Here is a 14,120-nt window from a genome sequence, read left to right as displayed (position 1 = left end):
TAATTAAAACGCCAATGTAATGCCTGCCACTCATACTAAAGATGAACTGCATAGATTCCTCAAACCGGGAATGAAACTTTCGACTAATTTCGAGTTTGGGCCTAAGGACCAGTATACGTATTCCACCACCTATCTTGGGATGAAAGAGAACGCGTATTTGATTCTTGATATACCGATGCGTTTGCTTGAAGAGCAAGTGATGAGAAAACTCCCAAACGCCGATGTCATCGTGCGTGGTGTATCAGATACGGAGTTAGGCCATGTCATTGCATTTAAATCCAGTGTTCTAACAACTGCGGTTCGTCCTTCGCCCCTTTTATTTATTCGAATTCCAGGAACATTTGCAACCAAACCAGTCCGGGAACACGAACGATATAAGCTGCAAATGGATTGTAAGATTGTTCACGCGGGGAATGTTTACGACGGTAGCCTTATCGACTTCTCACTGGCAGGTATTGGTATCTCAACCTTTATAGAGCCAGAATTCAACGTTGGTGAAAGTGTCACTATCGACTCTTCTCTAAGTCACTATATCGGAGAAGAAAATCGGTGTGTCATTGCCAACATTAAGAAGTTGGTGAAAGGCTGGGTAATAGGAATTAAGTTTGAAAGCCCAATAGCGATGAGTCACGAGCTAAAAACAGAGTTACTGGAGCAGTCCTTTCTAACCAGTAACGTCTGAACTTACTGCTGGCTAAAGCGCGTCGCCTCAAAGCTGTTGAGCACTCTGTGCACCGCATAGGTCACGAGCAGAGTGACAACAATAGCAAACAAAATACTACTCACGCGATACAGCGCGCTGAACATTAAATCGCCATCCGGAGTAAGGTATTGGCCAAATAAAATACCTAATGTAGTTAATCCGCCAAACCCAGCTCCTGACCCACTAGACTCTTTTACATGCATATAGCTGAACATCATCGCGCCAATCCACAGCAATGGGACGATAAACAGCAAGGTATCCGACCAATCGTATAGTACGAGCTGCCCAGCAATACCAAAGGTTACCCCCATCAAGGTCCCCATTGCTCTTTTGCGCGCATACCCTAAAGCACCGTTCCAATGCATAGGAAACAATAAAAGCAAGGTTGTCGCCTGAGCGGACATAGAATCACTGAGGTCAAATAGCTGGAATACAAGGAAAGACATTGTAGCGATGCTCGCCCCCATAAGGGCTTCATGACGCATGCGGTGACTCTGTTTAGGCTGAGATGGTTTTGCCGGTGGCTGACGAGGCTCTGCATCAGGGATCAAAAATGTCACGACGTAGGCCACGATCACTGAAATAACGTTCGCTTGTAAGTTGCTGAATATTAGATCATTTAAGTCGGTTGTTGGATAACTCGCAAAATGCAGCATGATGCTCAAGCTCAGCACGCTATTTGCCCCAAACAGGAATAAGCTCCCTTTTGACATACAGGCGAACTTATACAAAAACAACCCGAAGGCGATGATCGTCATCATGCCAGGATGTCCACCAAATAGCCCACCAAGAATACCGACCTCCAATCCGCATACGACCGCTGAAAAAATCAGCTGTCGTGCAGCATGCAGGCTCATGACTGGTACCATTCCAAGTAACAACATCGGTGTTACGGTAAAAAATACGCCATAATTCCAGCCAAAGACCTTACATAAGGTGAAGCCAATGGTCGCGCCAGTTGCAATGCGCAAACACTGACGGAAGTCGTTTTCAGACATGGGATGATCCCATAACTTCATATCGCCTCCCCGTTAATAAATGTAATGAAGAAGACTCAAAAATCGGATCTGACATCTCGCTAACCAGCCAGATAACGAGTTTTCTGGCAACAGTTGCACAGTCGCACGAGCCCCGGCCGGAAATGCGCGCTGTTGAGGTTCATCGATAGCTAAATGTAAACGTAAACGCTGCGCGTCTCTCACCCAACGGTTTGAGTCTGTCGGTGTCGCTAAGCGGCCATCTGCATCAAACTGGCCTGAGCTTACCCCTGCATCCACACTCGTAATACGAGCTTCAAATACGTCACCTGGCAAGCTATCAAAGGCCACTAACGCCCGACTGTTCTGATTGAAGTGTCGCAGACTCTTTTCACGAAAGTCGGCAATAATATCCACGTCATCCGAGACTAAAGCCACAAGAGGCGTACCAGCTGCCGCATAGGCACCCGTTTCCAGCTGCAAGTTAGCGACAACGCCATCATGTTCAGCAATTACTTTAGTGTAAGACAGATTAAGTTCCGCTTGTTTTAGCTGGTTTTGTGCCACGCGGATATTTACATTCGTTGCACCTAAATCGCCTCGGTTTACTTCCAACTCTTTTAAACGAGCGCGCGCGGCCAGTAAGTTTGCTCTGGCTGCCGTTGCACTACTTTGTGCGTCATCACGCTGTTGTTGCGAGGTGCCATTGCGATGAAACAATGTATCAAGACGTTTGGCTTCGCGAACTTTTTGCTCGGCGACAATTTTGCTTGCTTCAACGTCCGCTTTTGCTGCTGCAATAGAGGCATCAAGCTGTTCATTATTTTGAATCACACGCTCAAGGTTAAGTTGAGCCTTTTCTACGGCGAGCTGATAAGGCTGTGGATCAATCTGGAATAGTAGATCGCCTTGGCTTATTTCTTGGTTGTTGGCAACATAAAGATGCGTAATCTGTCCGCTCACACGGGGAGCTACTTTAGTTACCACTCGCGTTGCCATTGCCTGAGGCGTCAATGGCATGGCGAGATCTGCGACTAGAAAATAGGCAAAGACAAGGACAAACGCGACGCAAGAATACTTGATCCAACGTGCGAATTTTTGATCTGGAGTCATAGGCGTTTACTTCTCTTTTAATTCGGGTTTCTGACTTATTCGCTAAGTGAATCAAGTGCATTTTGAGCAATCTGATCTAGGATCAATGAAAGCTTTTGAAGCTCTTGGTCATTGATTTCCGTCAGTAGCTTGCTCCGTACTTGAAGAATTCGAGTCTCCATTTGCTTGAGTAGGGTTTTACCTTCTTCTGTAAGGCTAACAATACGTGCTCGCTTGTCATGCTCACTGCAATGGCGAGTGATCAGAGATTGCTCTTCTAATAGCTTTAATGTGCGCATCAGCGATGCCAACTCAATCTCAAGCGCTTCAGCCAAATGCTTCTGACTAACGTTGTCGCCCATTCGATAAAGTTTCCATAACGCAGTCCAACGCGGGTACGTCAGGTTTAAAGGCTCCAACTCGCGATCTGCAACCATTTTCCACAAACGGGCAACACGAGATAACTTTTCAGCCAGAGAAAGGTCGCGCAAACTGTTGATATCTTGAATCATAAGATCTACTCAATTACTTAGCTTGCTAAGTAATATAAAATAGTTAGCACGCTAAGTAAATAAGTTTTTGTGATTTAAATCACATAGAATATGCTATTGGGGAACAAGTTTGCGTAACGCAACGTAGTACTTGGGTTGAATAGTAGTGATATACGACACTAAAGGTGATATCAGCACTCCTGGCTTATCAACAAGTGAAGCATTGAGATACAAAAAAAGCACAACCCTAAGTTATGGCGTTATGCTTTTCGGTTTAGTGAGCGATTGAATTATCAATTAAGGCTCATAGCGAATGAGTTCATCACGTTCGTTCAATTAAGAATCGCTGCTTGAAGTCAACAAAGGCTTCATGCAGCGCATTTTCTTTAATCGGTTTGAGCAATACGTAATTCGCGCCCGCCTCCATAAACGCATCACTGGTTTCTTTCGCCGTATCGGCAGTACAAGCATAAATTGGCGTGCCTAACTTCAGCTTCTGTCGGATCTCTTTGGTTGTTTCAATTCCTCCAAGATGCGGCAGTTGGTTGTCCATCAAAATCAAATCGTAAGTATGATCTTTTAAGAACTCCATCGCTTCCAATCCATCTTTTGCCCAATCAACCTGCATTTTGTACTTGTTACAAAATGCTTTGAGAATGAAAGCATTAGTATGGTTATCTTCTACCAACAGTACTTTTAGACTCTCTGCGAATAACTCACCAGGTTTAACTCTCAAGCTTGAATCAAGAGGGGTGAGCACTCGCTCACGATCTTTCACCGGCATTGTAATAACAAAGGTCGTACCCAAACCTTTTTGACTGCGTACTTGAACGTCACCTTCCAGCATATCGACGAGGCTTTTCACAATGGCCAGTCCCAAGCCACTGCCACCGTATTCTCGAGTGGTCGTTGCTTCCTCTTGAACGAAAGGTTCGAACATTTGGTCGAGCTTATCGGGCTCTATGCCGATGCCCGTATCCGTAATTTCCACTACCAACACACTATTTTCGGCGCCGTAGAACTGCTCTAGTTCCGCATGCAAGCGTACGCTGCCCGAGGGGGTAAACTTAACTGAGTTACTGACTAAGTTGAATAAAACTTGGTTCAGACGAACTTGGTCAGTAAAGATTTCAACATTGGGATCAATCTTGTTTTCAATGACGAGGTTAACGCCTTTATTTTCGCAAATTGGACGATAAATGTTTTCTAACGTTCGAATCGTGTCAGTGAAAGAAAACGGGTGCTTTTGAATATTAAACTTACCCTGCTCAATCTTCGAAAAATCCAAAATATCATTCAAAACAGCAAGTAAGTGCTCACCACTATGTCGAAGTACGTCAATTTGGTTATTCTGTTCTTCCGTTTCGACAGAGTCTTTTAATAATTGAGCAACTCCTAGAATGCCATTGATTGGCGTTCGGATTTCATGGCTCATTTTAGCCAGAAAATCGGCACGTGCTTGGGCGGATTTTTCTGCCTCTTTACGTGCCAAGTTACTTTGTTTTTCCGCTTCAATAAGCGTCGTAATATCCTGACCTTGAACAATGATACCGCTGATATCACCGTCAACTCGAATCGGCGATAAGTTCCAGCGATATACCTTGTCTCCAATTGGTACATTGACGCCAGTTAACGTGGCTCCTTGAGCTGCCATTCGCAGGTGCGGCATCAACTTTTCTTTGAAGCCTTTAAACACTGGGTGCATGGTTTCAATGTCGTTTTCCATGACCAATTCTTTGCGGGCTGCCGGGTTGATTTGGATGAGTACACCAGACTCTGACCACACCATAATCGGCGATAACGCAAAGTTAAACAGATCGCGGAATGAACGCTTTTGCGCTTCCAGCTCTTCAAAGGTGTTTTCTAGTGTCGAACCAATATGATCGAACTCCTCGATATCCGACCCGCCAAACCGTTCGAACCCTTTTTCTTCACGAGCCGAACGAGTGTATGCCATCAACGAGCCAAGCTCTTCGACAACTCGATTCTCAATCCACTCTTTGGTCATCAACGCAATCATCACCATCCCGATAACCGAAGCCAGCATCGCTAAAAGGTGCTGGATTTGCAGCGTCACAACACTCTGATTGTCCTGCACGGTTAGTAAACACAAATCCGTCGTGGCAGCATTGACTTCGATAGGGGTTTTAATGATCAACAACTGGTCAAGCTTTTGCTGAGACTCTCGCCGCTTCAGAACATCAAATATCTTGTACGCTTCATCTCCGACTAGTGAGCTAGCTAGTGGCGTATCGTTGGCCACCAAAACAACATTATCAACGTTCCCTTCGTTTTTTAGTCTTTCCATCAACCCGAAGTTGTTATCTAGAACAACAACATTGTAAGAATACCCCATCACTTCACCGGTTTTAGGTTGTAAAACCGGTACACGACGCAGTAACAGATGGCGAGTTCCCATTGGGGTATGTGAAGGAAGGTAATACCAATTGTTGCTAAAAGTCACTTGGCTCGCGAGATCATTGAGAATCAAGTTATTGATGCCATAGAAATGCGCATTCCCATCGTCCCAAATAATGCCTTGATGATCGGTGAGAAAGCGAAACTCTGGCGTATGAGAAGGATCACTCTGGTCAATACTCATGAAAAAGTAATTGAGAGCTTCTTCATCCCGTTCTGTATAAAAATCTAAAACAACATCACTCTTCGAGTTACTGTTGTGATGAATCTGAATCGCAGCAAAATGGCTATCAAAAATATTAAGAATCAGCGCTGACGTCTGTTGCTTAGTTCTATCCACTTCTTGCCAAATAATTTGCTTCGAGAAGTAATAACTCTGAACGAAGATGCCTAAAATGATCGGAGCAAGTACGAGAATGATTATTTTCGTAATAAGCGTCGACAATGAGCGACGCTTTCTTGTTTTTGATGTAGTTGTCATCAATTGTCTGAGTATCTAAATGCGCGTTTTCTTAATGCTTCAATTCTTTCTGGAGAATCAGATTTCGTGACGACTTCAAAATCACCAGAATAAACGGTTGGAACGGGTTTCCCTTCAAGATCCCACTTAATCGCTTCTGCCATTGCAATGCCAGTATCATCGTTCATACGCATAACAGTAACGTCTAACTCCCCTTTCGAAAGCGCTTCTAATTCTGCAGAGCCGCCACCCCAGCCGTTGATCATGACATCTTCACGCCCTAATTCTTTCAGCGCATCAACAGCCCCTAGCGCCACATCTGTAGAACACGCATAAATAAAATCGACGTCAGGGTATTTTTCCAAACTCGCTTTTGCTGCTTCATACCCAGACTGCTTTGTCGCTTTGGTATAGTAAGCAGATTGTAGTTCAAAGTTGTTATCACGGTTGACTTGATTGATAAAGGTATTGCCTCTGATATCGCTGATATACCCTTCTGAAAAGTAGAGCACACTATAATGGCTCTGTTTTGGAAAACGCTTACCAAACTCCACGGCAAGCTCACGGCTGCCTTCAGCATGATCAAAACCAACATAAAGGAACGGTTGGTGATCCTCCCAATCTCTTACCGGTGTAGTGATATTTTGTAAGATCAACTTGGTTTTCTTTGAGTCTAAGACGTGTTCAACAAACTTACGATGCCTAGTGGTATCGAGAGTGAAAATCAGATAATCGGAGTTGCTCTTCAGCGCTTCCATTAAAGACAAACTTTGTTGCTTAATATCTGCGTTGGGACGGGTAAATACTTGATTAAGTTGATAGTCGATATCGAGTTTATCTAAACGCTGTTCAAATGCGTCTATATTTCGAATCCAATAATCCGAAATCTGTTGGCCTGGATAAACCACAGAAATTTTTAACGGACGCTTTTTGTCTCTTTCAACCGGAACAGGAGTCTCTCGCACGGCGTCAGCCAACGCATTCGTTAACTGCTTCTGTTCTGGAAACTGGTCTAAAAATTCTTGATATGCCCAATACCCATTGAGGACTTGAGTGGCTTGCGCTATCGGCGCGACAGTGGCCATTGACATCAGGGAGAATACTAACGCTTTTTTCATCTACTGCTCTTTTAGCTTTTTATGAGCCTTTTTCAGCTCTATTCGTTACCTAGCCGAGTCATCCTTTACTCTTGTAATCTACCTTCCTCTGAGTGCCTGTTTCAATAATAAATTGGTTCTTAGTCTGAGTTGGAACGAATAAACGTTTATTGTGTACCTAATTGCAAGGTCACAAAATATCATTTCTCCTTTTCATACTCTGAGTGTTTAAACAGAACACCAACCCATTATGCGTCAGTTTGTTCTTACATGGTACTCCAAAACTAAAAAGAAACCGCCTCTGTGGACGGTTTCTTTGTTATTCGGCATGTCGCGAACGCTTATTTCGATAAAGCCATTTCTAACATCATCTGCTGATTTTCATCAACGACAATACTTGCTTTTGACATAACGAGCAGCTCTTTCTTAGCTTTTGTTAGTTGCTTAATATAATACTCAGCCCGCATGGCAAGCGTCTTTGAATCAAAATCCGAAGACCACTCCAATACCAAGGGACCTTTTCCTTTTAAAGCTTTCGCTCCTTTGCCCGTTTGGTGCTGATTGAATCTTCGCTCAACATTGTTTGTGACACCGCAATACAGCGCATTGCGGTTATTTCGTATCAAATAGACACTCCAACGCTGCGCTGTATTTTCAATCATGAAAGTAGTGACTCGACCTTAGCTTTGAGTTCATCGAGCTCTTCTTTAAGCTGAGCAACTTCGAGCTCTAGCTGGCTGACTCGATCAGAATTAGAGCCAGCCGCTGACACTGGCGCTGGCGCTGCAAGCTCAGAGACGTCAACGCCGCCACAGAACAAATGCATATAGCGTGACTCTCGCTTTCCGGCTTCACGCGGTAACTTGACCACTAATGGCCCTTTGTCTTCGCTTGCTAAGTGCTCCAGAACCGTTTCAACTTCTTTTACATCATGAAATGTCGCGAGACGATTGGTACGAGTGCGAATTTCCCCAGGCGTTTGAGCACCACGCAAAAGCATACAGCACACGATTCCCTTCTCTTGTTCTGTCAGTTTTAAATCACCAAACTCCGTATTACAGAAACGGTGCTGATACTTGCTAACACGGCTGTTAAACGCACTTTCGTCACTGACGAGCCTACGCTCAATTAGAGCATCAACGGCATCGAGAACGTCTGACTCAGAGAGCGACATTACGGGATCACGGTTGCTTTTTTGATTACACGCGTTGGTTAAAGCGTTTAGGCTGAGGGGGTAAAGATCTGGGGTGGTGACTTCTTTTTCGATCAAGCAACCAATGACTCGTGCTTCAATTGCCGTTAGCTCAACTTTCATAATGCATTTCCTTATTATTTTTGCATTTGACTTGGTACCTAAATCGCTTCGAAATCATGCATCATACATTGGCAAAGAGATGCAAGAAGCGTTAACGATTCAGGTGTCGGTGTCAGGCTAAAGCATAGCGCAAGACCTGGCACCCTTTGCGAATCGGGTCAGGTATCAATGCTCCGAGAGAATTGGCACTTTCGTCAAATTGCCATCTTGATCAACCATCATGATTTTTGAACGATTCAGCTCAACTTCGATGATTTCGAGTTGCTCGCGAGCGTTGATATACGCTGTTTTTAACTTTTCAGCCACAGAGCGAGTGGCTTGCTCATTATCTTGACTACTTACTTGCTCCGCAGTGTTCCCAGAGTCCATATCAAGTTCATCATTTTGCATTCAATGGTGTTGATAATATAGTGAAGGCCACGTTATGACAATGCATCGATGGATTCTACGATGTTGCCCAAAACTCGATTAAAGAAGCGTGATTATGTAGACACATCGCAATTGGTTGAGAAATGTTCAACTCTGCATTGTGATTGATCTAAAGACTGTTATGCCACTGGATGTTGTGCTTTAATCGAGGGAGATATTCATAAAATTAGGAAAGAGAACTATGAGTAGCGTATTTGAAATCGTTAACCAAGCTCGTCGTAAAAACAAACTAAAACGTGAGCTGCTTGATAACGAAAAGAAAGTTCGTGATAACCGCAAACGTGTTGACCTTCTAGAAAACCTTCTAGATTACATCAAACCAGAAATGACTCACGATGAAATCGTCGCAATCATCAAAAATATGAAAGCAGACTACGAAGATCGTGTTGATGACCACATCATCAAAAGTGCAGAAATCTCTAAAGCACGTCGTGACATCAGCCGTCGTATTCGTGAACTGACTGAAGAAGACAAGCAAACTAGCGGCAAAAAATAAACACGTAAGCTAGATTTTTCAACCCCGAGTAAGGCTACCTTCCTCGGGGTTTATTTTTGTCTCTAAACTAAGCGCCGTGTACAATCAATCCAACTCTTATTCCTAACGCATTCAGCTTTCTATGTCCTCAACTACGACAAGTACACAACCAACACTTGCAAAACAATTATTTACGATGACTTGGCCAATGCTATTTGGCGTTCTATCTTTAATGAGCTTTCAGCTTGTAGATAGTGCGTTTATCGGTCAGCTCGGCGTTTTACCTTTGGCCGCTCAAGGTTTTACTCTTCCGTTGCAAATGGTCATTATCGGCATTCAAGTCGGTTTAGGTATCGCCACGACCGCTGTCATTTCTAAAGCGCTTGGTGCGAATGAAAGTCGTTATGCCAAACAGCTCGGTGGCTTAGTTTTGATGATTGGCTCAATCGGTGTAGCCGTTTTTGGAGGGCTAATTTGGCTTTTGCGCTACCCCATTTTATCTCTATTAAGTGCTCCAGAGTCTGTGATGCCGATTATCGACAGCTACTGGCCTTGGTGGCTGCTAAGTTCATGGACTGGCGCGGTTTTATATTTTTACTACAGTATTTGCCGAGCTAACGGCAACACCATGTTGCCTGGCACAATGATGATGGTGACCAGCGGTGTGAACCTTGTGCTCGATCCACTATTTATTTTTACGTTTGACTTGGGTATTAACGGAGCCGCAATAGCAACCATCGTTGCTTTTGGGTTTGGTATTTTAGTCGTCGCGCCTCGCGTAAAGAAGAATCACTGGGCAACAACGCAGTGGCAAGACCTCAACGTAGCTAAAAGTGTTGCGTCTATCGGCAACATCATGGGACCTGCGATGATCAGCCAACTGCTGCCTCCGTTGTCGTCCATGTTAGCAACAAAGTTATTGGCAAGCTTCGGGACCGCCGCAGTCGCCGCTTGGGCGCTCGGTTCACGCTACGAATTCTTTGCTATCGTTTCGGTGTTAGCGCTGACAATGTCTATGCCCCCAATGGTCGGGCGCTTACTTGGCGCAAAGAACTACCAAGATATCCAATCGCTAGTCAGTATTGCCGTAAAATTCATTCTGGGCTTTCAACTTTTGATCGCAGCCATTACGTTTGCCGTCGCAAACCCACTTGCACTACTGATGACCAGCGATGTTCAAGTAGAGCAAGTATTAGAAATGCATTTGCTGATTGTTCCCATCAGCTTAGGTTCACTAGGTGTATGTATGTTGATGGTTTCTCTTTGCAATGCATTAGGTAAGTCTTACACCGCGCTCACCATTTCAGCGCTACGCTTGTTTGTCTTTTTCCTTCCTTGCTTATGGGTTGGCGCTCAAATGGGGGGAATCCGAGGTCTACTGTTAGGAGCTTGTATCGGCAACATTCTGGCGGGCATTTCCGCTTACCTAACCTATCGACAAACCATACGTAAACTCGCTGGCGCTCAAGCAAACGCATAACAATACATGGTTAAAATAAAGCCCCTTTGATTGGGGCTTTATCGTCTTGAAATGTTATCGATTTAGGCGAGTTTTAATTCATTGAAGAGCTCAAATAGCTGATTCGATTTATAAGGCTTAGGTAAATAAGCATCCATACCTGCAGCAAAACAGTTGTGAATGTCTTCTTCCAAAACACTCGCGGTGAGCGCAATAATGGTCGTTTTCTCACGCCCGGCTTTCTTTTCCCAACGACGAATTTCTTTCGTCGCGGTCAGTCCATCCATCACTGGCATCATACAATCCATTAAAATTGCATCGAATTCTTCTCCCTTTGTGATGGCTTCCAACGCTTCTTGTCCATTGCTTGTTATCAAATAGTCATATCCTGCTTTATCCAGAAAGAAACTCGCTATTTTCTGATTCATCAAGTTATCCTCCGCGATTAAGATCCTCCTGTGAGAGCGCGACGTTCGATATTCAGACTTTGGAATACTATTAGTGACAGCGTCACTTGAAATGGTTTTTTCTACCTTCGCTAAATCGTCAATGACATGCTTAAATCGATTGCCAAGAAAAGGCAATGTGAGCACAGCATGTACTCTTTCTGCATTGTCGTAGGGAGTGGATAGATGATGCTGACAAATAATCACACGACGAAGATCATACTTGAGTGACAACTCATCTAAGGCTTCATCCGTATTGGAGTCGTCACTATGGCACAGAAATATGACATCAAAGTCATCGTTTATTGCTTTTACTTCATTAACATTATTCGCACCAAAGAGATTGATTTTCGCTAATCGACACTCTTTCAAAAGTTGATCAGCGTAATCGTAATTTGTGCAGATCAAGAGCCCTTTATTTATCACGTCCGAGCGCCAGCCAAACATCGGAATAACGTCAACCTCAATAGAGAATTCAAAGCATGTGCCCACTCCTTTTGTGGATGTCGCTATAAGCTGCCCTCCCATCATGGATACCAGTTGACGACAAATTGCCAATCCCAGCCCCGTTCCACCGAACTGCCTCGACACCCCTTCATCTTCCTGAGTAAAGGGTTCAAAAATCGTCGTTAACTTATCTTGTTCAATGCCTATCCCGGTATCTTCGACTTTAAACATCAGCGTTCCGCGCTCGTTCTCAGGTAACTCGTCATAACTGACATCAACACGTATATGACCGCTTTCGGTAAACTTGACCGCATTCGATACCAGATTCGTGATGACCTGCTTGATGCGATGATCATCAACCATCACTCGAGTTGGAATGTTTTCAGCTAAGTTAATCCCCAGCTCTAGCTGTTTAGATGTGGCTTTGGATTGAAATAAAACCATCGACTGGTACACCACCTCTCGGATATCGGCCTCGACTAGCGACAACTCCAGTCGACCAGATTCGATTTTAGAAAGATCCAAAATATCGTTAAGCAAGGTAAGTAATGTTTGAGATGAAGAGTCAATGTCATCAACGACTTCTTGTTGATGGGAAGATAACTCGCTTTGAGAGAGTATCTCCGTCATGCCCATAATACCGTTTAGGGGGGTACGTATTTCATGCGACATGTTGGCAAGAAATACTGATTTAGCGCGATTAGCAGACACTGCTGACTCTTTAGCATGGAGTATTTCGTCTGTTTGTCTCTGCTTTTCTTCAACCACTCGATTCACTTGCTGAGCGAAAATCGTCAGTTCATCACTGCCATCGACTTTGACTTTCGTCTGTTTCTCTTCATCGTTGATCAGCGCCGTTAAGGTATGAATAATCGCATCTAGTTTGCTATTAACCCGAAACCAAGTGCCAAAGCCAAGCCAGCAAAGCATGACGATAACCAAAATAACGCCAGAGGTAATCATCGCAATATTGGTCTTTTGTTCATGAACTTGTGTTAGGAGCGATTGCTCTGTTTGTTTCGTGAACCCATCAATGAGTACTTGCAAGCGTTGCACACGGAAATCGAGTTCTCTCAAATACGCTTCATAGTCACTACGTGACATGTCCCCTGACATTAATCGCCCACGAGATGCCAAATTTCTCTGATATCTGGGCGACGTAAACAAGCCTAGCAGTTTATCAACTTGATCGTATGACCCTCCTAAATTTAAAAACGCATCCAAATTTTGCTGCTGTCGATCAATAGCCTGAAAAAACAGACTCTGACTCAACCGACTCTTAGGATCTTGAACTAGGCGATGCGTCAACCAGGCTTCTTTCTGTGTCCAAAAAGACAGCTGAGCAAGGTAAGCAATAAAATTCTGCATTCGAATACCGTCCTCACTGCCATACCACTGATGATTTTGTAGCAAAGAGCGCGACATATTTTGAAGCAGTTGAAATGCCCAATCGCCAAGGTCATCCATCTCGTCCAACCTACCGGATAATACCCCTAGCATGGCCTCTTTCAGCTCATCAGCATATTCAGCGGTATTGGGGTTACTGACGAATTTTTGATGCATGGAAGAAATAACACCGTTTTGTTCTTCTATATTAAGTGCGGCTGATGCTTGAAGCGTAGGCTGGCGGCGTGCTTTCTCTATGGAGTAAATAAAATGAGAGGCTTGGGATATCAACTGGAAACCTTGGATATTGATTACCGTTTGATTGAGACGGCTTACGCGCAACGCATTGTCAGAAAACTGCTGAACTGCAAAAACCACTATCACCACCGTGGGTAATAGTGCGAGGAGTGCCAAGCGTGTTTTTATTGATAATCTCAACATCCATCAGCCCAATGGTTGATCTCATCCGATTATTTAATACTAGACTAGTTTCTAGCATTGAAAGGCATATACGACATGGTTACTTTAAAACAATATTCACCTACCAAAACCATGGTCATTCCGCTTATTTCGCCATCGGTCAATGAAATGGTAATTGTGACTCGAATCATACTTTTTGATCTTCAAGCTGAGTTCAAACAGTGAAGTTTCACTCATACCTAAGATGCACATCGCTTTTCATAAAATTCCAAACCATATGTTCACCTATTTCGTTGCCTTATCGAGGAAAATCACACAAAAATGCAAACGAATTCACAGTGACAACAAAACTAATTTGAAAACACACATTATCATCGCGAAAAAAGTGGATGACTTTTTAAATGTCAATACGTGAAAACCACCGCTTTAGTCACATTAATTCACCACTAACACGACCTTAACTAGTGTTTTACACTGGATTTAATTTTCCTAGCAGAATAAGGGC

General features: G+C 43.8%; 12 protein-coding genes. 3 read left to right on the top strand and 9 right to left on the bottom strand.

Going from position 1 to position 14,120, the window contains the following annotated elements; all coding sequences use genetic code 11:
- Window positions 1-19: 19 nt before the first annotated feature.
- Complete coding sequence (locus tag L3V30_RS09250) at window positions 20-682, top strand: flagellar brake protein (protein ID WP_065646235.1); 663 nt, start codon at window positions 20-22, stop codon at window positions 680-682.
- A 2-nt stretch (window positions 683-684) separates the two neighbouring features.
- Here the strand turns inward: L3V30_RS09250 and L3V30_RS09245 are convergent, their stop codons facing one another.
- From L3V30_RS09245 to L3V30_RS09210, 8 genes are all read right to left on the bottom strand, one after another.
- On the bottom strand, window positions 685-1,722 hold the full coding sequence (locus L3V30_RS09245; RefSeq protein ID WP_046875880.1) for a DUF2955 domain-containing protein: 1,038 nt from the start codon (window positions 1,720-1,722) through the stop codon (window positions 685-687).
- A 12-nt stretch (window positions 1,723-1,734) separates the two neighbouring features.
- Window positions 1,735-2,793, bottom strand: a complete 1,059-nt coding sequence (locus L3V30_RS09240; RefSeq protein WP_006741161.1) for an HlyD family secretion protein — start codon at window positions 2,791-2,793, stop codon at window positions 1,735-1,737.
- A gap of 35 nt (window positions 2,794-2,828) precedes the next feature.
- The gene (locus tag L3V30_RS09235) at window positions 2,829-3,284 is read right to left on the bottom strand and encodes a MarR family transcriptional regulator (protein WP_237308778.1); all 456 of its coding nucleotides are present in this window, start codon (window positions 3,282-3,284) and stop codon (window positions 2,829-2,831) included.
- A gap of 301 nt (window positions 3,285-3,585) precedes the next feature.
- Window positions 3,586-6,162 (bottom strand): quorum-sensing autoinducer 2 sensor kinase/phosphatase LuxQ, encoded by a 2,577-nt coding sequence (gene luxQ, locus L3V30_RS09230; protein ID WP_237308777.1) that lies wholly within the window; start codon window positions 6,160-6,162, stop codon window positions 3,586-3,588.
- Window positions 6,162-7,259 (bottom strand): autoinducer 2-binding periplasmic protein LuxP, encoded by a 1,098-nt coding sequence (locus L3V30_RS09225; RefSeq protein WP_005397733.1) that lies wholly within the window; start codon window positions 7,257-7,259, stop codon window positions 6,162-6,164. Before L3V30_RS09225 ends, luxQ begins: the two co-directional genes overlap by 1 nt.
- A 320-nt stretch (window positions 7,260-7,579) precedes the next feature.
- Window positions 7,580-7,900, bottom strand: a complete 321-nt coding sequence (locus L3V30_RS09220) for a GIY-YIG nuclease family protein (protein ID WP_193448273.1) — start codon at window positions 7,898-7,900, stop codon at window positions 7,580-7,582.
- Window positions 7,897-8,553, bottom strand: a complete 657-nt coding sequence (locus L3V30_RS09215) for a YceH family protein (protein ID WP_237308776.1) — start codon at window positions 8,551-8,553, stop codon at window positions 7,897-7,899. The genes L3V30_RS09220 and L3V30_RS09215 overlap by 4 nt, the downstream gene beginning before the upstream one ends.
- A gap of 165 nt (window positions 8,554-8,718) precedes the next feature.
- Window positions 8,719-8,943, bottom strand: a complete 225-nt coding sequence (locus tag L3V30_RS09210) for a hypothetical protein (protein WP_005397742.1) — start codon at window positions 8,941-8,943, stop codon at window positions 8,719-8,721.
- A 220-nt stretch (window positions 8,944-9,163) separates the two neighbouring features.
- On the opposite strand from L3V30_RS09210, the gene L3V30_RS09205 reads away from it, so the two are divergent.
- Window positions 9,164-9,478: a DUF496 family protein gene (locus L3V30_RS09205; RefSeq protein ID WP_005373603.1), complete on the top strand. Its 315-nt coding sequence runs from the start codon at window positions 9,164-9,166 to the stop codon at window positions 9,476-9,478.
- 121 nt (window positions 9,479-9,599) lie between these two features.
- Window positions 9,600-10,937 (top strand): MATE family efflux transporter, encoded by a 1,338-nt coding sequence (locus L3V30_RS09200; protein WP_065646232.1) that lies wholly within the window; start codon window positions 9,600-9,602, stop codon window positions 10,935-10,937.
- Between the two features lie 62 nt (window positions 10,938-10,999).
- Here the strand turns inward: L3V30_RS09200 and L3V30_RS09195 are convergent, their stop codons facing one another.
- Window positions 11,000-13,636 (bottom strand): ATP-binding protein, encoded by a 2,637-nt coding sequence (locus L3V30_RS09195; RefSeq protein ID WP_237308775.1) that lies wholly within the window; start codon window positions 13,634-13,636, stop codon window positions 11,000-11,002.
- Window positions 13,637-14,120: the final 484 nt, after the last annotated feature.

The sequence above is a fragment of the Vibrio sp. A1-1 genome (assembly GCF_021728175.1).
GTDB lineage: Bacteria > Pseudomonadota > Gammaproteobacteria > Enterobacterales > Vibrionaceae > Vibrio > Vibrio diabolicus.
This window is presented reverse-complemented; position numbering and strand designations above follow the sequence as displayed.